The sequence below is a fragment of the Faecalicatena contorta genome (genome assembly GCF_021531895.1).
Lineage (GTDB): Bacteria > Bacillota > Clostridia > Lachnospirales > Lachnospiraceae > JAFBIX01.
In genome coordinates this window covers 1-21700 of record NZ_JAFBIX010000011.1, presented here as the reverse complement: position 1 = coordinate 21700, position 21700 = coordinate 1, and the positions used below count along the sequence as shown (strand labels likewise).

General features: G+C 42.0%; 21 protein-coding genes, 1 tRNA gene and 1 pseudogene. 4 read left to right on the top strand and 19 right to left on the bottom strand.

Annotated features, from left to right (window positions below):
• The 8 genes from yidD to JQM81_RS05455 all read right to left on the bottom strand — a co-directional run bounded on the left by yidD (nt 1) and on the right by JQM81_RS05455 (nt 4719).
• Nucleotides 1-450 (bottom strand): membrane protein insertion efficiency factor YidD, encoded by a 450-nt coding sequence (yidD, locus tag JQM81_RS05490; RefSeq protein WP_235232534.1) that lies wholly within the window; start codon nt 448-450, stop codon nt 1-3.
• Between the two features lie 60 nt (nt 451-510).
• Nucleotides 511-1227: a hypothetical protein gene (locus tag JQM81_RS05485; RefSeq protein ID WP_235232533.1), complete on the bottom strand. Its 717-nt coding sequence runs from the start codon at nt 1225-1227 to the stop codon at nt 511-513.
• A 53-nt stretch (nt 1228-1280) separates the two neighbouring features.
• Nucleotides 1281-1874 carry a tetratricopeptide repeat protein gene (locus tag JQM81_RS05480; protein WP_235232532.1) on the bottom strand — a complete coding sequence of 198 codons (594 nt, stop codon included), beginning with the start codon at nt 1872-1874 and terminating at the stop codon, nt 1281-1283.
• 109 nt (nt 1875-1983) lie between these two features.
• Nucleotides 1984-2229 carry a PRC-barrel domain-containing protein gene (locus JQM81_RS05475; protein ID WP_235232597.1) on the bottom strand — a complete coding sequence of 82 codons (246 nt, stop codon included), beginning with the start codon at nt 2227-2229 and terminating at the stop codon, nt 1984-1986.
• A gap of 129 nt (nt 2230-2358) precedes the next feature.
• Nucleotides 2359-2544 carry a ferredoxin gene (locus JQM81_RS05470; RefSeq protein WP_235232531.1) on the bottom strand — a complete coding sequence of 62 codons (186 nt, stop codon included), beginning with the start codon at nt 2542-2544 and terminating at the stop codon, nt 2359-2361.
• Nucleotides 2545-2605: 61 nt separating this feature from the next.
• Nucleotides 2606-3535: a carbamate kinase gene (gene arcC, locus JQM81_RS05465; RefSeq protein WP_235232530.1), complete on the bottom strand. Its 930-nt coding sequence runs from the start codon at nt 3533-3535 to the stop codon at nt 2606-2608.
• 118 nt (nt 3536-3653) lie between these two features.
• Nucleotides 3654-4577 carry an alpha/beta fold hydrolase gene (locus JQM81_RS05460; protein WP_235232529.1) on the bottom strand — a complete coding sequence of 308 codons (924 nt, stop codon included), beginning with the start codon at nt 4575-4577 and terminating at the stop codon, nt 3654-3656.
• Nucleotides 4578-4644: 67 nt separating this feature from the next.
• Nucleotides 4645-4719, bottom strand: a tRNA-Pro gene (locus JQM81_RS05455).
• A 206-nt stretch (nt 4720-4925) separates the two neighbouring features.
• Here JQM81_RS05455 and JQM81_RS05450 point away from each other — a divergent pair.
• A complete protein-coding gene (locus JQM81_RS05450) occupies nt 4926-5627 on the top strand; it encodes a GntR family transcriptional regulator (RefSeq protein ID WP_235232528.1) in 702 nt (233 codons plus the stop codon).
• Between the two features lie 102 nt (nt 5628-5729).
• On the opposite strand, the gene JQM81_RS05445 is transcribed toward JQM81_RS05450, so the two are convergent.
• Nucleotides 5730-7517, bottom strand: coding sequence for an aminopeptidase P family N-terminal domain-containing protein (locus tag JQM81_RS05445; RefSeq protein ID WP_235232527.1), 1788 nt, complete (start codon nt 7515-7517; stop codon nt 5730-5732).
• 131 nt (nt 7518-7648) lie between these two features.
• Nucleotides 7649-9022, bottom strand: coding sequence for a peptide MFS transporter (locus JQM81_RS05440; RefSeq protein WP_235232526.1), 1374 nt, complete (start codon nt 9020-9022; stop codon nt 7649-7651).
• 234 nt (nt 9023-9256) lie between these two features.
• Between JQM81_RS05440 and dapB the strand changes: the two genes are divergently transcribed.
• A complete protein-coding gene (gene dapB / locus JQM81_RS05435) occupies nt 9257-10054 on the top strand; it encodes a 4-hydroxy-tetrahydrodipicolinate reductase (RefSeq protein ID WP_235232525.1) in 798 nt (265 codons plus the stop codon).
• 91 nt (nt 10055-10145) lie between these two features.
• Nucleotides 10146-10460, top strand: a complete 315-nt coding sequence (locus JQM81_RS05430; protein ID WP_235232524.1) for a YbjQ family protein — start codon at nt 10146-10148, stop codon at nt 10458-10460.
• A 110-nt stretch (nt 10461-10570) separates the two neighbouring features.
• Here the strand turns inward: JQM81_RS05430 and JQM81_RS05425 are convergent, their stop codons facing one another.
• The 5 genes and pseudogenes from JQM81_RS05425 to JQM81_RS05405 form a co-directional block, all read right to left on the bottom strand.
• A complete protein-coding gene (locus tag JQM81_RS05425) occupies nt 10571-11158 on the bottom strand; it encodes a nicotinate-nucleotide adenylyltransferase (RefSeq protein ID WP_235232523.1) in 588 nt (195 codons plus the stop codon).
• 178 nt (nt 11159-11336) lie between these two features.
• On the bottom strand, nt 11337-11645 hold the full coding sequence (trxA, locus tag JQM81_RS05420) for a thioredoxin (protein WP_235232522.1): 309 nt from the start codon (nt 11643-11645) through the stop codon (nt 11337-11339).
• 113 nt (nt 11646-11758) lie between these two features.
• Nucleotides 11759-11923: pseudogene (locus JQM81_RS05415) on the bottom strand (EcsC family protein); the annotation flags it as partial.
• A gap of 443 nt (nt 11924-12366) precedes the next feature.
• On the bottom strand, nt 12367-13263 hold the full coding sequence (locus JQM81_RS05410) for an aldose 1-epimerase family protein (protein ID WP_235232520.1): 897 nt from the start codon (nt 13261-13263) through the stop codon (nt 12367-12369).
• Nucleotides 13264-13293: 30 nt separating this feature from the next.
• Complete coding sequence (locus JQM81_RS05405) at nt 13294-14319, bottom strand: NUDIX domain-containing protein (RefSeq protein WP_235232519.1); 1026 nt, start codon at nt 14317-14319, stop codon at nt 13294-13296.
• Between the two features lie 93 nt (nt 14320-14412).
• Here JQM81_RS05405 and JQM81_RS05400 point away from each other — a divergent pair, with 93 nt between their 5' ends.
• On the top strand, nt 14413-15300 hold the full coding sequence (locus tag JQM81_RS05400) for an RluA family pseudouridine synthase (protein ID WP_235232518.1): 888 nt from the start codon (nt 14413-14415) through the stop codon (nt 15298-15300).
• Here the strand turns inward: JQM81_RS05400 and JQM81_RS05395 are convergent.
• The 4 genes from JQM81_RS05395 to grdG form a co-directional block, all read right to left on the bottom strand.
• Nucleotides 15293-16546, bottom strand: a complete 1254-nt coding sequence (locus JQM81_RS05395; protein WP_235232517.1) for a saccharopine dehydrogenase family protein — start codon at nt 16544-16546, stop codon at nt 15293-15295. The genes JQM81_RS05400 and JQM81_RS05395 overlap by 8 nt on opposite strands.
• Before the next feature lie 245 nt (nt 16547-16791).
• The gene (locus JQM81_RS05390; RefSeq protein ID WP_235232516.1) at nt 16792-18876 is read right to left on the bottom strand and encodes a HelD family protein; all 2085 of its coding nucleotides are present in this window, start codon (nt 18874-18876) and stop codon (nt 16792-16794) included.
• A gap of 190 nt (nt 18877-19066) precedes the next feature.
• Nucleotides 19067-20374, bottom strand: coding sequence for a sarcosine reductase complex component B subunit beta (gene grdF / locus JQM81_RS05385; protein ID WP_235232515.1), 1308 nt, complete (start codon nt 20372-20374; stop codon nt 19067-19069).
• Nucleotides 20375-20392: 18 nt separating this feature from the next.
• Nucleotides 20393-21679 carry a sarcosine reductase complex component B subunit alpha gene (gene grdG, locus JQM81_RS05380; RefSeq protein WP_235232514.1) on the bottom strand — a complete coding sequence of 429 codons (1287 nt, stop codon included), beginning with the start codon at nt 21677-21679 and terminating at the stop codon, nt 20393-20395.
• Nucleotides 21680-21700: the final 21 nt, after the last annotated feature.

Here is a 21700-nt window from a genome sequence, read left to right as displayed (position 1 = left end):
CTACGGATAGTCCACTCCGCAGTTTGGTCCATGGCATCTTCGAAGCCGATTAATACCTTTATGAACACCACGTATCACACCATATTTTTCAACTGCAAGAATCATATATTCCGAACAGCTGGGTTCAAATACACACTGCAGGCGCATCTCATCAGAAGCCTTATTCTGATAGAGATGTACCAGCCAGATAATCGCCCGCTTTGCGATTAACATCATATATATCACACCCATGCCAAAACACAGGCAGACTGTAAATATCACCGGTCTCTGGCTGTCACTGAACAGATACCTTCCTGCGAATCCCCCTGCAATCATTAATATTATGAAACCAATCAATGCAATCCAGAATCTGGTATAATGTATCTCTGGCCGCTTCAAAGGGTTATACGGTGCTTTTGGAATATTTGAATATGCAACTTTTACACCTTCAACATAATATTTTTCTTCCATATTTATATAAAACGGGAGAATTGTGCCAAAGGCACAGTTCTCCCCCTTCTCCCTATGTAATTAATATTTTGCAAATTTACGTTCACGAAGCATTGCTTTCGCAGCCTGAATACTCTGCTCCAATGATTCGTTGTTACGCATAGAAAAACTGAATGAATTACCAGGAACAATAATTTTAAGGCTGTCTACGATATAATTATTCTTCATGATATTTTCACCCTTCTTGATACATCCTGTGCTGGTGATATCGATTTTCTCAACAACCTTCTGCAATGTTGTAAATGAGGTAATATCCTGATAGAAGAAATCCTGCGTCTGCTCCCAGGTATTATCACTGATCGTCTCAAATGTATATGTATAAGCATATAGCTGTGTTGCACTAAAGAAGATCCATGAAACACTGAATCTTGATGATACCGCCACATCATCAATAACTCGCACAAGCACATCGTTAGAATCAAAATCATAGCCGCTCAGAACAATTGGCGGAATCTCATTGATCTCGCTTTCATCCAGACCGATCTTGTCCATCGCTCTTTGCTTCAGATTCAATGAATATAACTTATTCGATACAATCTGCTGATACTGATTCATGGTCATCTTTGCTCCTCTGGAGCCGACACCGCAGCCACATCCGGCATACAGATTCATAAAGAAGTCAATTACATTCTTCTGCTCTTCCGTCTTTCCTTTCTTCATATTCTCCAATCTTGCCTTCTGCTCTGCAACTGCTGCTGTTCCTCCTAACGCATAGCCAATCATTTCTGCACATCCCATAATTGTGCCCTCCTCTTTTTTTCTTTTAGTTTTTTATTCTCATTCGTAAATAACTATAAATCTGCCGGACGATCCACGCCTAATACACCATATAACTGATCTACATCATATGGTGATAATCCGTACGCCTCTGCCTGTGCCAGCATATCCTGCCAGTTTGGTGTTGTATTCAAATATTTTCTCTTATAGTAATCATATTTGATATACGCCCAAAAATAATAATAGATTCCCAACGGTTCAATCATCGTTGCTGCCTGAATATACTCCTCAATCTTATTGATTGTAGGACGCTGCTGTACAAATGCTTTCTTTCCTTTTAATAAACACACGGCAGCATAAAAAAATGTCTCTGAATTATCAAAATTATCCTCCATTGCTTTTTCAAATGCTTCCAGTGCCTTATCGTACAGCTTAAGCTTCAGATAACACATCGCAATTGATGTATTCAATTGCTGATCATCCGGATAATCGGCCAATGCTTTTCGGTATGCTCCTGCATATTTATTCACCTCCGGCATCGGCATAGAATATACACTGTTGAATGTTGAGATTGTAATCGGTTTGTGACAAAAATCACAGACCGTCTGACTTGTTGTGACGCGTGCCCCACATCCTGGGCAGGCCATTTCTATTACCTGACTCGCCATATCTTTTCCTTTCTTTTTCACGTTAATACACTAATGTAATTATTATAGCATATAATTGTCATATTTTGATATAAAACTATGAAATATGTCAAAAAAAGTTCTATAAATGTTATTTTTTTCTTTCTTCATGTATCTCAACCAGAATAATATCTGGCCCAATCTTTTTGATACATTTAAAAGGAATAATATATTCTGACCCATCACATAAAAAGCCACAGATCTTTCCTGCCTTTGGAATCACCAGTGCTTCGATACATCCATTACACTCATCTATAATCAGATCTACCACGTACCCTAGTTTTTTGCAATCACATGCATTAATCACTTCTTTATTCTCCAATTCACACAGACGCATATCCACACCACCCATATTCAAACCGCAGATTCTGCCATCGTCACCTTCTTTGTCACCATAACAAAACCCGCATCCACTACTTACTTGTAGTATATGCGGGTTTTCATATTCTGGACTATCCGAATCCAGCTATTCATCAATATCTATGACATTTACTGGACATCCATCTCTTGCTTCAATTGCTGTACTTTCGTATTCTGGTGCTACATCTGTGTATGCCTCTGCAACTCCGTCATCATTAAACCGGAATACTTCCGGGCAGGCAGCAACACAGGCACCACATGAGATACATCCATCATTTACTCTGGCTTTCATGGGTCATTCCTCCTTATATTTTTCAAGTAGTATGTCCCATTTTTATCCAAATATTCGCCTGTTATCTGATCAATGTTCCGGTCTTTCCTTTTAATGCATCTTTTAATTTATCAAAAGATGTGATCAACGCACTTCTTCCTTCTCTCTTTTCAATAAATTCTACGGATGCACTGAGTTTTGGAAGCATATTGTATTCTCCGAAATGGCCTTCTTCCATGTACTGCTTTGCCTGTTCCAGATTGATCTCTCCCAGCTCCTCTTCGTTTTCTCTGCCCATATTGATCTTAACCTTCTCGACACTGGTCAAAATAATCAATTCATCTGCATCAACTTCTTCTGCCATCTTACCTGCAGTTAAGTCTTTCTCAATGACAGCACTTGCACCTTTCAGATGATGATCCTGTTCCAGGACAGGAATTCCACCTCCGCCACAGGCAATTACAATCTGATCCGCATCTAAAAGAGCTTTAATCGCATCAATCTCTACTATGCTTACTGGATTCGGGGCAGATACGATACGACGATAACCTTTTCCCGGCTCTTCCACAACATAATTTCCTTTTTTGCGCTCTTCATTCGCTTCTTCCACGTTCATATAACGGCCTAATATCTTGGTTGGTGTATAGAAAGCCTCATCGTATGGATCTACGATTACCTGTGTAAGTATTGTACTGACAGTTCTGTAAATTCCTCGGTTCAACAATTCTTCACGAATTCCATTCTGAAGGTCATACCCGACATATCCTTGACTCATTGCAGAACATACAGACATTGGTGCTGCTGTATAATCTTGATGTACTTTTCCAAATTCATTCATCGCTGTATGGATCATTCCAACCTGTGGTGCATTACTGTGAGTAATAGCTACCTGATAACCAGCTTCGATCAGATCTGCGATTACTTTTGCTGTCTTCTTCACTGCTTCTTTCTGCTCTGGCAGCGTTGTACCAAGGGCACGGTGTCCTAATGCAACTACAACTCTTTTTTTCATAATCTATACCTCTGCTTTTCTTTATTTTTCTGATAAAAGATGAGATAAAAAAATTATAGTATTTTTCTATGTAAATTGCAACGTCTGAATTCTGTGAAAAACTGATTTTCTGTCTGTTTTACAGATTCTTATTCATAAATGCTACAATTCCGTCTTCTACTTCATCCTTTATATCTGAATAATTATGGATTTCGTGCCGATAGCCAGAGTATAACTTTGTCTCAACCTTATGACCTGTCTCATACAGCCAGTTGCTGACTTCACATACCCCTTTTCCATACATTCCAACCGGGTCTTCATTTCCGGCAATATTGTATATCGGAAGTTTCGCCGGAACTTTTTCTGCCCACTCTTTTCCAGTGATTACCAACATCATCTGGACAAAATATAACAAAGACTGGTTTGTTGTTGGTTTTGTAAATGCATCGAACGGATCCATTGCATGATCTTCTTGCACATATGGATCTGAGCAGATCCATTCATTCCCGAGCTTAATTTCGCCACATCTCTCACACATCCATCCCATTAATGCTCCTGCATAAGATGGGTCAGATTCTTTTCCTTTTCCCTCAGCTACGACCTGCTTCAACACTTTTTCTGACTCTTCTGCTCCCGGAAATACTCCTGCAGTTCCGCACAACGTTACGCCTGCCAACTCATCACCATACTTTGCAATAAAATCTCTTGCTATGAATGACCCCATACTATGACCGTATATAAAATATGGCAGTTCTGGATACATCTTACATACCATTTCCTTCAACGTATGCTCATCTTCCATCATGGTATGACATCCCTTGTCGCCCCAGTCGCCCCAGGTATCATTCTCCAATGCCGTCTTTCCATGTCCAACATGATCATCTGCAGCTACAATATATCCGGCATCCAGAAACTTCACAATCATGTGCAGGTATCTTCTTGAGTGCTCACCAAATCCATGGATGATCTGTACAATCCCTTTTGGCCTGGCAGCAGGAACATATACCCAGCCATAGACCTCATCCCGCTCATTAAAAGACTGAAATTTTACTTCATGTAACATATAACATACCTCCTTTAATATTGTTTTTTAATTTATCATTGACATCCCGTGGCATAAAAAAATAAAATCGGGGTAACAGGATTCGAACCTGCGACCTCACGGCCCCCAGCCGTGCGCTCTAACCAAACTGAGCCATACCCCGATATAATCATTCTACCCAATTAAAATCTATAATGCAAGCACTAATTTCCCATTTATCTGCCATCGGATTTTAAATCTCTGAAAATGAAAAATAATAAAAAAATATGTATATAAATTCTATTTATTCCCACTTTTTTATGCTATTATATAAATATGAATTTATATACTTTTTCAAGTATACATTTTTACAAAAGGATTATTGTCACTATGAAAAACATTATTCATCATAAGACGCTGCGGGAACAGGTCGCAGACGCCGTACGAAAAAAAATATTACATCATGAACTTGAACCTGGTATGCGGATTACTGAATCTGAACTTGCTACTCAATTTGGAGTCAGTCATGGCCCTGTTCGCGAAGCACTTCGCCAATTGGAACAGGAAGGATTGATTGAATATACGCGAAATGTTGGCTGTTCTGTACGCAACGTTTCTCTTTCAGATGTCATCGAAGCTCTTCTGATTCGCGGAACCTATGAACTTTCTGCTGCTCGTGCATGTGCCGGCACCATCTCCGATGCAGCCTTCAAAGAGATGGAGGATGTATTAGAATCCATGAAGAATATGGATGATTCCGACTATACAGAATCAATTATTTACGATAATGAGTTTCACAAAATCTTGATTAACGAAGCGCATATGCCATATCTCGTCAGCGCTTGGAACGCATTAGATTTTGTATCATTCTTTTCTTTCTATTGTCAAGTAGATGATTGTTCAAAAGTAACCGGAAAGCAATACAAAGTACACAAAGAACTTTTTGACATCTATGCTACAAAAGATTGCCATGCAATCTGTGATATTATATATTCACATTATAAGCTTTCGATTGATAAGATGTTGCGGGATAATCACATGTGTGAAAAAGATTTCCCATTTTCTTTCGATATTATTAACCCGCATATATAATCATGTATCATTTTGCAGTCTTTATCATATGTATAAAAAGTACTGGAGTGCATTGTTCAACACAACGCACTCCAGTACTTTTTATATATAAGGCCATTTGGATTAGATTGCTCTGGTATACTTCGCAAGCCATTCCTTTTCTTCATCATTCAGATATGGAGAAATGGTATCATATACTTTCTTATGGTAATCATTTAAGAGCTTCTTATCTTCTGCTGTCATGATATCAGGATTGATTGCATCCAGATCCATTGGAATCAGTGTAATCGCATCAAAATACATAAACTGTCCATATTCGTTCTTCTCACCCTTACAGCAGAGAAGTTCGTTCTCCAGACGAATACCATGAGAGCCCTCGATATAGATTCCCGGCTCATCTGTAATAACCATACCTTCACGCAACACCTCTGTCTCGCCCTTACGATATCTCCAACGGAAACCAGCAGGTCCTTCATGGATGTTCAGAAGGTATCCTACACCATGTCCGGTTCCATGATTGAAGTTCATATTACGATCCCAGAATGGTTTTCTTGACAGGATATCAAGTACCATACCTGTACATCCTTCCAGGAACTTCGCACTGCCAAGCTGAAGGTTACTGATTGCAACTAAAGTAAAGTCGTCTTTCATCTGCTGTGTTACTTCACCAAGCGCATAAGTTCTTGTAACATCTGTAGAACCTTCCCAGAATCCTGCACCCGTATCAGTCAGGAAGAAGCTTCCTTCTTTCAGCTCAACATCAGTCTCTGGTGATGATGTGTAGTGAACGATTGCACCATGTTCACCATAAGAAGCAATCGGCTCAAAGCTTGGGCGGATAAAGTTGCCCATCTCAGCACGGAGTTCATCCAGTTTTTCTGTAGCACTCATCTCTGTGATCTTCATCTTGCCCACATTTTCTTTCAACCATTTCATGAATCTTACATGCGCAACACTGTCTTTGATCTGTGCTTTACGGATATTTTCAATCTCTACCGGATTCTTCATTGCTTTCATAAGAATCGCCGGATTTCTCTCTTCTACTCTCTTAACATTTTCCGGAATATTATTATACAGAGCATAATTTAACTTACTTGGGTCAACCATAACTACCGTATTCTCATCCAACGTACGGATATCTTCATAGATATCATTATATGGATGGAGGTTGACATTCAGTTCTGCCAGCGAAGCTTTGATATCATCATCCAGCTTACTCTCATCAACATAGAGTTCCATGCAGTCCATCTTAATAATGGCATAAGATAAAAGTAACGGGAAGAATTCAATATCATCACCACGGATATTCAGTGTCCAGCAGATGTCATCCAATGTCGTGAGCACATGTGCATTTGCTCCGGCTTTCTCCATCTCCTCGCGAGTCCTCTTAAGCTTATCTGCTGCGGATTCGCCTGCATACTCAATTCCAAGAGAAAATGCAGGTGCTTTGGAAAGTTCCGGACGATCTTCCCAGATCAGATCGATCAGATCCTCATGATACTCGACCTTTGCTCCTTTTTTAGCTGCAATGTCTGCATATTCCTGTCCTTCTCCGACAGAAACCACACGTCCATCAAACCCAAGAGTATCTCCTTCTTTCAGGATATCTTCCAGATATGCTGTGAGTTCCGGTACTCCTGGTTCTCCCATCTTCATTAATTCTACAGTTGTACCTTCCAACTGCTTTGCTGCCTGAATGAAGTAACGTCCATCCGTCCAAAGACGGGCTTCATCTTTTGTGATAACTGCTGTACCTGCAGAGCCAGAAAATCCAGTAATATACTTTCTTGCCTTAAAATATTCCCCAACATATTCGCTCTGGTGAAAGTCTGCAGTTGGAACGATATAAGCATCGATTCCTTTCTCTGCCATTTTTGCACGTAAATTTGTTAATCTCTCAGGAATACTCATTGTATTACGCCTCCTAAAATAATTGTTATTATGGGTTTTTTCTCCCCAATAATATTAGGATTGACAGGCATTCCATATGTAATCCCGCAATCCTAATATCATTGTACATAATTATATTCTAATAATCCACTCTATTTTTCGTCATCTTTCTTCTCAACCAGTGCTGTTAATGGTTTATCCAGGATAACCAAAAGTGCGACAGCAACAAATGCGATTACTGCAATGATAATACATGCGGTCGTGAACTTAATAGCTCCTCCGAATAATGCATTATAAACATATCCATAACTGATTGCTGCGAAGAATATTGCAAGTCCCCATACAGACTGCATTGTAGAGTAAATACGGCTTGGTGCATACTTAGCGATAAATGCATTTCCCAGTGGAGAGAAGAACATCTCACCCAATGTAATCAGAACTGCAAAAGCTAAAAGCCACAGACAGCTGATCTGTCCATCACCACGGATAATATCCATCAATGCAAAGAACAGATATCCAACACCAAGAGTACCAATACCTAATGCACATTTCTTGTAAATACTCATATCACCCTTCGGTCTGTTTGCCAGGTAACTCCAAAGCTTTGGTGTTACAAACATACCAACTAATACACAGAATAAAGCATTTGCAGCATCAAACCATGTAAGAGGTACATTGTAGCCTCCAACTACCCAGTTTGCATTTTCACCCCAGAAGTAATATACCGGCAGATAAGCCAGATACCAGAAGATCCAGAAGATAATAGCAAATACACAGATCAGAATGATTGCTGCAATTCTCTTCTTTTCAATTGTTGTATAAGGCATCTTCTTTTCTTCTTTATTCTTTGCCTTCAACTCTGCTTCACGGGCAATCTCTTCTTCTGTCAATTCTTTCTTGAAAGGTGTCTTTCCTGCTTCACCCATAAAACGTGTTCCAATGGTGAACCAGATTGCTCCTAAGAACATCAGGATAGCTGCAATCTTGAAGCATGGTCTGTATCCCATCATATCTCCACTTGCGAATACATCCTGATACAGAATACCTGCAAGGAATGGGCCTGCAAATGCACCGATGTTAACAAGTCCATAACGAACAGAATATGCATTGTTAAGCTGATCACTGGATACGATACGACCAATCAACGGACCAGTTTTATAGAATGCAAGACCGATACTGATACACCAGATCATCGCATATACCATTCCACTGCTTGTTGCCATAGATCCAATCCAGTAACCAACGCCACAGAGAACCATACCAATTGGGGTGGTATACCTTGCGCCAATCAGACGGTCACAGATAATGGAACACAGAATCGGAAGTCCATAAGAAAATGCTGTCAACTGTGACTGCATGGTCGCAGCGGTTCCTTCTGACAGACCAAGACCACCTGATGCTACACTTGCTGCTACGAAAACTAACAGGATAGAACGTCCGGTATAATAAGCAAAACGTTCAAAAATCTCCGTCGTAGAGCATGCCCAAAAACCCATAGGGAGCTTCTTTTTTGTTTGAGTACTCATTATTACTCATCCTCCTTTTTCCCCGCACCTTTTCTCAATAACCTCTTCGTTAGCATTTGATACAAGGCACTTCTCTAGAAATTTGTTTATTATAGATTATTAATTATTGATAATCTATAATTTATTATACATTATGCACATTTTCATGTCAAGAAAACTCCTTTGTGATTCTTATATTTTGTGATAAAATAGACATAATTAGTCATATCATGTATGCGAAAGGAGTTTACATTTATGAAAGTTATTGTAGTAGGTCCACGGGGAAAAATGGGAAAATTAATCACGCAGGTTGCAGCAGAAAGAGAGGATATGGAACTGGTTGCCGGCGTTGCTCCAAAGGGGCGTGATTACATAGGAAGTGATCTGGGAATGGTTGCTATGATCGGAAAAGAAATAGGTGTCCCGGTTGTGGATGATCTGGAAAGCGTCATCGATTCCTGTGATGTCATCATTGACTTTTCTACCAAAGAGAACGCTATGGAAGTCCTTGATCTGGCAATCGCACATAAAAAGGCATTGGTATGCGGCACTACAGGATTTAGCGAAGAAGAGATGCAGCGGTTTCAGGATGCTGCTTCCCAGATCCCGATGTTGTATGCAGCAAACACTTCAAAACTGGTCAATATCATGAATAAATTACTGGAAATGGTAACAACGATCGCCGGAAATGATCTGGATATTGAGATTTTAGAAATGCACGACCAGTGGAAGAAAGATGCTCCAAGTGGAACTTCGAAGGAAATGGGCGAGATTATGGCCCATGCCCTTGGCAAAGAACTGAATGACATCGCCGTATACGGTCGAGAAGGTGCCTCTCCGAGAGTTCCCGGAACTATCGGCTACCACTCTCTTCGCGCCGGCAATATTCCTAGCAGCCACACCGTATTCTTCGGCGGAATGGGAGAGCGTCTGGAAATCACTCATCACTCCTACAACTGGGAATGCTTTGCACGCGGTGCCTGTGACTGCGCTGCTTATCTTGCTGATAAAGAACCTGGCTTTTATACCATTAAGGATGTATTAAATTTATAAATCAGCTATATTGCATATTGTCTTTGCTTCATTTTTATAGTATAATTGTATTAATAAAATAATACAATTATATCTTGAGAGGAGAACAGGTATGATATTAGTAAATACGGATTATATTCCAGGAAAAAAATTTGAGATGATCGGACTAGTAAGAGGTACTATGATTCAATCCGTACATCTTGGTAAGGACATCATGAACAGCTTCAAGACACTGGTCGGTGGAGAACTTACCTCCTACACAGAGATGATGAACGAAGCCAGAGCTGTTGCTACCAAACGTATGGCAGATGATGCTGCTGCAATGGGCGCAGATGCTGTGGTAAATATCCACTACGCTTCCAGCTCCATCGTACAGGGCGCAGCAGAAGTTCTGGCATACGGAACCGCAGTAAAATTCGTAGATTAAAATTTATTATACCACAAAAGAAACGGTGCACATGAAACACCGTTTCTTTTTTATATCATGATCTCACATCAGTCTCTGCCATTATACTACAAAAGAAGCAAGCAGACATACTAAAAACACGCATTCATCTTCTCCTCTATCCGCATCAATTCCAGTCTTTTTATCTTTTTATCCATCTCATTTTCTGTCAGATATCGATATACACTTTTCGGCACGAACTTCGCCCACTCTTGTTCCATTGCAATACAATTTCGTACCATGGCACCAGTGATTCCTTTTTCCTCTAATGGTCTGTGCCACAGCACTTCTATATTAAGCCCGAGACTTCGCAGTATCTTATATTTTTCTTCATCCCACTCATCGTACATTCCCAGGTAATATACTGCATCTTTCGGAGTATACTGTAACAGATATTCCGGACAGTTAATCGGAAACGGAATAATATCGTATTCACTTTCCGGAACCTTAAATTCCTGCATCGCACCTCTGATCATCTGATACCGTTCAAAATAAGACAACGGATTAGCAGAAGGTTCGCTTCGATTGACATCATTGACCGAATCTCTGGTGTGCATGTTGTCAGGATTGGAAATCCCGATGTATAATTTGTTGCAGCGCATTTTTGCTGCCAGTATATATTCCATATGTTTTAAATGTAACACTTGAAATCTTCCGTTAATTACTCCAGTCTCTATCATATGTTTCTCTCCCTCATTGATTATACTCTTTCGAACGTATATTTAGTATACTCTGAAGTACGGTAAGAATGCAAGGACTTCCCCATTTTCAGATTCAGCCAAGACAAGATAAAACCTCAAGATATCGTTACAACAGTAAGTCTATCTTGAGGTTTTTGTGATCTTCATTTTCTTTCTCTTACTTCAGCAATGCCAGAAGTTCTTCCTTTGGCTTTGCTCCCATATCTCTTTTTACCATCTGTCCGTCCTTGAACACCAAAAATGTCGGAATTGACATTACCCGATACTCTCTTGCCAGATCTGGATTCGCATCGACATCCACTTTACAGATCTTCGCATCTGTAACTTCTTCTCCCAATTCCTCTACGATTGGTCCTACCATCTGGCACGGTCCGCACCATGTTGCCCAGAAATCCACCAACACTGGCACCTTAGATTCTAATACTTCTTCTTTGAAATTATCACTGGTTAAATGAATCACTGACATAATGATTACCTCTCTTTTTATGATTTGTATTTTTCTGCCATCCAATATCTGACAGTTTGTTTTCTACACAAAATAGTATAACCCATTTTCGGCAATAATACCATCTATATTCATCATTTGCTCTCATCTGACAGCTTCTTTTTTAAAAAGCGGCGACGATATTTCAAATCCGCATAATCTGTTATTTTCTTCAGATATACACTGTCTGCCAGGCCACCTGCGACTCCGACAATCGGAATTCCCTGAAGAAACTTCATATAAAGAAGTCTCAATGATACCTGTCCCATATTCAAAGACCATTTCAAAAGCCTTCACGAAAGCAGCGTGCAGTGTATCTTCCAATTTGTCCGGGATCTTATCCGAAAGCTTTTGCTTAAGGACAGATTCCTTCTCCTGGATATTCTTCTTAAGGAAACTTTGTTCCTTTTTCTCCAGAGCTTCCCATTCCTTTTTCCATTTATCCTTTGTAAAAAACATGCCGGAATCCTCCTGATTATGCTTTAATCAGAAAAAACGAGAGGCATCCAGCCTCTCACTTAACAACTTCATCATTCGGTCAATTTTTATTTTACTGTCCTGTCAGAACCGTCACAGGACTCATCAAGATGAAGGAGAACTTCTCTGTTCTCACATATATTATATGTAATTTATCACTAAAAAACAATATCCTCATTAAAATGTTATGATTTTTTGCAAATAATTTCAAGGAATTGTACTGGCATTACGCCAGTACAACTACTCGATACTCTGCTTCAAAGGTTTCTCCTGCTTCCAGGGTATTTCCCCATTCCCGGTCTTTTAATTCGCCATCGAACACCTCGCTGTCACATCTTCCATACCATGGTTCAATGCAGACGAATGGTGCATGTTTTTTCGGCGGTGACCAGATTCCGACTAACGGCGCATTGAATTCCACTGCCAGATATTCTTTTTTATCACTGTCCATTAAGGCAACTCGCTGTACCTGATGATTCTCGATGACAAGTGCATCTCCATCAAAGAGATTCTCCGCGATCGGAAGAGTTCCTTCCTGAAGGGTATACTCCTTTTTCTCTGTGGTCACCATACCACCCTGGCCGAAGATGGTATTGGTGAAACTCTCTGGCACGGTTCCATCTTCTTTACGGAAAGCTATGTAATCATCAGACTGCTTCTCTCCTTCTCTGACCGGACAGAAGAATGCCGGATGTGCCCCAATGGAAAAGTACATGGTCTTATCATTGGTATTCTTCACCTTCCACATGACCTTAACAGCATTTTCTTCCAGATGATAGCCAATCTCCAAATGAAAATCAAATGGATATACTTTTTTCGTCTCTTCTGTTGCATCCAATGCAAACCATACCTCATTCTCTGTCTGGCTAAGAAGGTCAAAATCCATATCCCTTGCAAATCCATGCTGATTCATCGGATATTCCACACCTTCGTGACGATATACCTTATCCTTGACCCCACCGACAAATGGGAAAAGAACCGGTGATGACCGATTCCAATACTTTGGATCTGCATTCCAGAGGTACTGCGTATCATTTTTCTTTTCTCGGATAGAACTTAATTCTGCACCGTGAATATTTACGGTAATCTCAAGTTTCTCATTTTCCAACTTTACTTTCTTCATATGATTATTTCCTTTCTGTTTTTTTCTCGATTAAAATTTTTGCTTTTTCAGATATTCTCCAACCATACGGAATTCATCTTCATAGATACAATTGGGCAAGGTTCCATCTGCTACTTTCTGCCTGCATTCTTCATAATCCATCCAGATTACTTCTTCTACTTCTGATTCCTGAAGTTTCAGATTTTCAATTTCTACCGGTTCTGTATACACGTACACCGAACTTAATTCGTTATCTTTAAACAATCGACCATAAAATACCGCTTCAAAGGATCCCCGATGCTCTCCTACATAATGTAATTGCTCTTTCGCCGCATGGATGCCCAGTTCTTCCTGCATCTCACGGACTGCTGACTCCAGGATCTCATCTCCTGCTGCTACATGACCTGCCGAAGAGATGTCGTAGCATCCGGGATTCGAATCCTTGTACGCACTCCGCTTCTGTAACAGTACATCATAACCACTCTTCTGATTCTTTCTTACAACCCACATGTGTACCGTTGCATGAAGACTTCCTTCCCTGTGTGCAACTCCACGTTCTCGTATCACTCCCGACTTCGTACCGTCTTCATTTAATACATCGAATAATTCCATCGGTTTCCCATCCAGCGATGCATCCACCAGTTTATCCTGCCCGTCATAGACTAATTTCAAGGAGAAGAAGTCCTTCCTTTCATCCATCAGACGAAAGAAGATCTTATCACCTTCCCAGATATTCAACTTCCAGACATCGTCGATATCCACCCATTCCAGTTCTCCTTCATCACAAAGTATAGGCTCCCCTTCAAAACCATCTGCCGTAAAAAGAGACATATATTCTGTCACTCCATTGCCGGATACAAAGGTAACAATTCCACGATACTGGTAAGAAGTCAGCGTATATCCGGTCTCTTCTCGTACTTCCCTAAGCAGACACTCCTCAGGACTTTCATCTGCCTCAAAATGTCCTCCGACCCCAATCCATTTATCCTTATTTACATCATGTTTCTTAACGGTTCTATGGAGCATCAGATATTGGCCATCCCGTTCCATATAACACAAAGTACTTAAACCTGTCATCTTATTTCTGCCTCTTAATTCCCTGATATTTTCTTTCAAATTATGTTATACTGTCTACTATGAATATCATACCGAAAATACAGGAGAATTGCAATGAATCGTGTCATTGATTATATCATAGATGAGGCCGGCGATGGCCTTCGAATCGAACAATACCTACGCCGCAAGGGCTATTCCGGGCAGAATCTGGCAGAGATTAAGCGGATGCCCAAAAGCGTTCTGGTCAATGGAGAACATTATTATATGAAGCAGAAGCTTAATACCGGAGACCATCTGTCTATCCATATCTGCGAGACCAAATGTTCCGAGAAGATTCCGCCGGTACAGATACCGTTGGATATTGTGTATGAAGATGAGGATATTATCGTTATTAACAAACAAGCCGGCATGCCCATCCACCCTTCTTTGAATAACTATATGAATTCCATGGCAAATGCACTGGCATGGTACTATCAGGAACAGGGAAAACCGTTCATCTTCCGCTGCTGTAACCGTCTGGACCGGGATACCTCCGGCCTTACCGTTGTCGCCAAGCATCTGGTCAGTGGTAATATCTTATCCGATATGGTGCGCCGCCGAGATATCCATCGAGAATACCTTGCCATTGTCCGGGGACATGTCTCCCCAGAAGCCGGGACGATTAATGCTCCCCTTGCCAGAAAGCCCGGAACCATCATTGAGAGGACGGTTGACTGGGAACAGGGCGAAACTGCCATTACTCATTATCGTCTTGTGGAAGAAAGAAATGGGCACAGCCTTATCTCCCTTCGTCTGGAAACAGGCCGCACCCATCAGATACGGATCCATATGAAATATCTCGGTTATCCCCTCATCGGAGACTACCTCTATAACCCGGACATGGAATATATCGGACGACAGGCACTACACTCCCATCGTCTTTCCTTTACACATCCGATTACCGGCAAGCCAATGGAATTTACTGCACCGCTGCCGAAAGATATGGAAAAAGTACTTATTTAATCTCTGCAATATGATACTCATACCCGCTTTCATCCATCAGGTTCAGATATGGAAGCGGGTCAAAATATTCTGGGGAAAAGACTCCTCTGTCTTTCCAGATACCTCTTGCAATCAATTCGATGGCAAGTGCCGCACCGAATCCCGTCTGTGCCACAACCGCCTGAGAGCCCCATTTCTTCATAGATTCCTGATTGTCAAATGCCTGATATATGAAATATGCCTTTTCTTCCCCATCTTTCTTTCCAATACATTCCACGCCAACCAGCATCTCGCCGATCATCTCATCCCCGATATCCCTCGGCTGGGGAGCACATGCAGCCACCACGTCTCTTGGGATGACTTCTGTCTCTCCAATCTGTATCGGATGAATACTGCGAAGCCCCAGCTTATCAACAACTTTCAGTGCCGTGATCAGATTCTCATCCAGACTAATCTTAAATGTGGCCCGCTGCAATCCATATTGCTTCAGATATCGGGGCATGGTAACCACTTCTTCGTGCTCTACTTTTACCAAGGTATTCTGCCCAACACCATCCGGCATCTCCCAGACTTCTTTCCCGGCAAAAGGCTTTTCCACCAGCAAGCCTCCTCTGGATGCATCGTATTCCACATTCGGATTCATCACTTCATCTAATACCGTCCACACATTAAATCCGAACATAATATCATCCGGATCTGCTCCCGGTACTGAGAGATTACCGCCGTCCTTTACATGGACTTCCGTAATCTCGTCCAATAATTCCGTGGCAGCATATTTCGCAAAGACATTGACGACTCCGGGGTCAATTCCCATACAAATAACCGCCATGCTGCCTTTCTCTTTCCATGCCTCATGACGGTCAAAATTATATTTGGTCATGGGTTCCGTATAGCTGTTCTCGATTCCCAATCCATAAGCTGGATGATCCATCGGTACCGACCAGGTCCCCATATTACCATAATTAATTCCGGTCTCATAAGCTGCATCAAAGATATAGTTGCTGGCAAAGGGTGGTGCCGCATCCATCAGGAAATCAATCTGGTGCATCAAGGCAAGCCGCATCATCGATTCCTTATCGGTTGCATTCACCTCAGCAACTTCAAATCGACAGTCTTTTTCTAACTTTTCAACCACTTCCTGCGCCCTGTTCTGGTCAAAATCACATACCAGCACATACTCCAGCCATTCACCCTTCGGATCCCGCCACTTCATGACCTTTAAGATACTTTCACCTACTGCTCCCGCTCCAACTAACATCATTCTCATAGTTCCAGCCTCCATTGTTCATTCATGTCATCTGTCACACTCTGTCCTTTTGCCAGTTGGTTCTAGCCTCGTAGGCGATGCTGTTCGCATTCTCTCCAAAGTTCCGTGGGACTACCTTCCTTTTGCCTGTCAGTTTCCGCCAGAGTAAGATGCATAACCCTGGGTTTGCTTCTTCGGCCCCTTATATGGTGTCTAGGGCAGCCGTTAACCGGATCTATTCAATTGTCTGTTTCTAATAATTCATTTTATCGAATCCGGGCATCCCCAGTCAAGTATGAATCTTCTATAATATCCATAATATACAGCTCATGGAGTGCCCGTGTCGCGCAGATATACCGGAATTGTCGGAAGAACGGATGCTCCTGTGTCCCTCCTGCGACAAAGACCTGATCAAACTCCAGACCCTTGGCCATATAGAATGTCGTAACCGTAATTCCTTTCCGGAAGTTTGAACTGTCCCTGTCAATATAGAAGACATCTTCTCGCTTCTTTTTCAGATATTCATAAACCTTTCGGGCTTCCTCTTCTGTCATTGTAAGTACCGCTGCCGTTTCATATGGTTCCACTTCTGGGCAGCCGGTTACCCCAGTACTTACATTGACTCGCTTCAGAACGGCTTCAACAGCATCCTCCCAGATTGACAGCTGCATCTCTTCTACTTCTTTTCCATGGCGCTTAATATACTCAATTCCTGATACGCCATTCATCGATTCCGCATATCTCGCAATCTCTATGGTGTTACGGTAACTCTTGTTCATCTCAATCTTACATATATTCTTTCCGAATATTTGGGGAAGAAATCTTAATACATCCTGCATCTTCTCCCCGATTGTCTGCGCCCGGTCACCCAGGATCGTCATCTTGCAGGAGAACATTCGCTCCAGAATCACATACTGCAGATAAGAATAATCTTGCATCTCATCGATGACCAGATGGCGGATATTCTTATGGGCTGTCACCGCACAGAGACGATATCGAAGATAGAGAATCGGATAAACATCCTCATAATCCAGAATTCTCCGCTCTCTAGGAAGTTCCGGGAGAAGCGTCCATCCATTCTCTTCCAGCAGCCAATTGTATATCTCATACAAGTCTGTCGTTACGTACATTTTCTGGAACTGTTCTCGAACCACTTCCAGTTCTTCTTCCGACAGATCTCTTTTATTCAGTGTCTCGTATTCGTCGATAAAATAATCCATCAATGCTTCTACTCTGGACAGAAGCGGCACATTCTGGAATTTAAAATAGAACATCTCCAGCAATTCTTCTGCCGTCTTCTCATAACCTTTATACTTCACACCATGGAAATCAATCAGCCGGTCTTCCAATTCTACCAGGAATCCCTCTACTGCACGCACATATTCCTTCGACTGCTTCCATTGATATCTCTCCTGATCCTGTATACTCTGCCCGTGTAACATCTTTTCAATCTGATGCCACCTGTCTTCACAGTCGGCCACAGTTCCCTGGAGTTCCCGGTAGGCAAACAGATCAAAACTCATCTCCTGGATATTCTCTTCCCCCAATTCCGGCAGAATATGGGAAATATAATCGGAGAACACACCATTTGGTGACAGAATCAATATATTCGATGAATTCAGGTTCTTCCTGTCATGGTACAACAGATAAGCGATCCGATGCAGCGCTACCGAAGTCTTTCCACTTCCTGCCGCTCCCTGGATCACCAGAATCTTATCCTTCGTATTGCGGATGATCGCATTCTGCTCCTTCTGAATGGTGCGTACAATATTCTTAAGCTGCACATCACTGTTCGCACCCAACTCCTGCTTCAGGATATCATCATCAATCTTCAGGTCACTTTCAAATTCATAGATCATCCTGCCACTGCGGATCTTATACTGCCATTTTGAAAGAATCTCTCCTTCCATGGTACCGGCAGGCGCTTCATAAGACGCAGATCCCTTATCGTAATCATAGAACAAACCACTGACTGGTGCACGCCAGTCATAGATCAACGGCACACTGCCTCTTTCTTCTGCAAAATTCTCGATTCCGATATAGAAAGTCTCTGCTTCCTCTTCCCCTTCATACTGAAAATCTACACTTCCAAAGAACGGCGAATCCAACATCTTCTTCATTCTATGACGCTTCTTTTGATTTTCCTGATTAGCATTCACCTGTGCCAGAAGAGCCTGCTGATTATCAAAATTCTCATAGCCATACTGGTCCATCTCCGTATAGTTCTCCCAGTAATACTCATTCATTCCTGCAATATCCTTCTGTACTTCCTGAATGGTATCTCCAAGTTCCAGGATTCGCTGCCTTAATTTTTCCGTTACCATATTCAGGAAATCTGTTCCTCTGCTCATACCATGTCTGCCTTTCTGCCATCTTATCTAATATCGTGTCGTGCAAAATCCCACAGGCATAAATATCAATGTGCCCTTGGTTTTTGCTGTTTACAATAATGTAGTATGTCTCAGTATACACTGTGAAAAGTCAGAAGTCAAAAAAAGTGACAGGTAAATTATTCCCTGCCACTTCACGCTATCCTATATTCTATTCAAATACTGTCTGTTCTTCTACCGGAGTCTGAAGTGCTTTTAATGCACGTCTTACCATACTCTTACGAATCTTCTTTGAATCCACTTCGCCCTGTGTTGGATCACCTAATGGGTAAGGAATACCAACACCCGGAATGATTCTATTTGCGCCAATTGTCAATGAAATTGGAACTACTGTTGCCATATGAACAACCGGGAGACCATATCTTTCAATGCCTTTTACCATCGTTGCACCGCAACGTGTACAGGTACCTCATGTGCTGACGAGGATGACGCCATCTACATGATCCTCTACCAGTTTTTTACCGATTGCATCTCCGAACTTGGCCGCAGAACCTGTTGCCGTACCAGTTCCTGTCGTTGAACAGAAGTAATTTGCCAGTTCCCCAAATTCTCCGTCCTTCTCCATCTCACGCATAACATCCAGAGGGATGACCAAGTTCGGATTCTTCATAACGAACTGACGGTCATATCCACCATGAATCGTAGTAAAATCATCTGGTGACATCTCATCCATACCTTCAATGGAATATATGCCGAACTTCGTTGCATTGGAGGATTCAATATGATCCGGATTACCCTGTGGTACGATACCACCAGAAGTAACCAGTGCAATCTTTGCCTTAGTAATATCAGCAATTGGAGCTGCCGGATCGACACGGTCGAACTTCGGCATAGGAAGGTCTGTGTCATATTTCTCGCCTTTCATCTTCTTGACCAACATCTGAATGGCTCTCTCAGATCCCCTCTCCTCTGCGAAGTAATTCACACGGATTCCTCTTTCATGATAGCCTTCTTCTTCCGGTCCAAGAACCTCTACTCCTGCCGCCAGCTTTTTCACCAATGCTGCCAGGTTCGGCATAGATTTTCTCAATGTGGCTGCCGAATCTCCTGTCTTGACAATGATCAGATCCTTACGGAACATATCAACACCTGGATTCTCTTCATATTCTGCTGTGATAACCGGAATGCCCAGTCTCTCTTCCACTGCTTTACAGATTGTGCCGCAGGCAACACCATAACGTCCTGCATTAAAAGCCGGTCCTGCCACGAACACATCCGGGGCATATCCTTTTATCATCTCTATAATCGCATCTGTCGCTTCATCCAGATTCTCACCGAAATAATTATCACCACAGATGACGGTTGCAACAATCTCATAGTCCTCACCAAGAGCTGCTGAAAGCGCAAGTCCTGGTCCTACTTTTCCTTCCTGGATCGCTGGCTTATAATCTGCCTTGTCTTCCCCACCGATTCCTCCGAAGAACTGATTAAGATAATGCACAATCTTATATTTTGCCATAACCATTGTTCTCCTTTCTTAATATCCTTTTGCAGCCAGTTTGTTAAATCCATTTGCGATAGTAGACGCAATGATAATCTGAAGCTCTGCCTCAAAAGAACCATCTGGATTCACACATCCTGCCCATCCGCCGATCTGACTCTCGATATATTCCATTGTACCAATGACTTTGTCCATTGCCGGAAACTGAAGTGTCGCATTTCCCTGACCACAAGATGCCAATGCAGTTGCTTCTTCACAGGTATCTGCAAGAGACTGTGACTTTCCATCTTTCCCCGGGAACTCATCGGTGATCAATACCACTTTAACACCTTTGCGCTCTACTTTCCGGCAGTTCATCATCAAGTCTGTATCCGGATTACCGTATCCTTCTTCTGTAATCAACACGCCATCAAGGCCCATCCACTCTGCAAGCTTTGCAACCATATCGGAATGTCTCTCTTTATCTGCAAGGAATACATTCTCATTTGTAAGGATAACACCCATAAAATTAATATCTTTTCCATGATGCTTGAAGCAGTCTTCAATAACCGGATTGTGCAGATGATGATATGTCGTAACCTTGTCACATGGAGCCACACAGTTACCGGAAACAATCGCACCGTCCATGATCTCTGTCGGATACATAAATGTCGGTACCATCTGCTTTGCATCTACTCCGTAATAATAGGTATCATGCAGAAGCCCCTGTGACTGCAGCATATGTACATATCCTACCTTCGGAAGATCTGGGTACATCGCAGCCTGTTCAAAGATTGGCTTGGTCTCAAATACTTCCAGTGTATCAGGCTCTACGTCTCTTCCTGCCTCACCAAGATAAGCTGCAACTTTCAATCCGGCCATTCTCCCTGCCTTCTCATATACATGAGTCTCCAGTCCTTCTTTCGGCTCAATTACCACGCACAGATTCACTGTCTTTGAAAATGGGCAATAATCTGCTGCCGGTCCGCTCATGTCAATGACACCTTCCTGGAAGCCAACGATTCTTCCGACCGTTACCACACAGCAACCATCCAATGCATGAGTACGTCCGCCGCCTACCTGCGGGGTTACCTTTCCGATCACTCCCGGAAACATCTCGCCTCCACTTACCTTTACACGCGGTTCAATAACATCCTTAACCGGTGTAATTCTTGTGGAATCTCCAGGCCTTGCAATCTCCAAATGACATTCCAGTAATTTGTCATCTTCCAGCACCATGGCTTCCACTTCACCTTTGTTCACATAGAGCACATGATTCTCGACATAAGTCCGGTCCGCAAACTGAATGTCATTGATAGCAATTTTTCCAAGTTCCAGTTTCATGCTTAATCCCTCCTTCTAGTT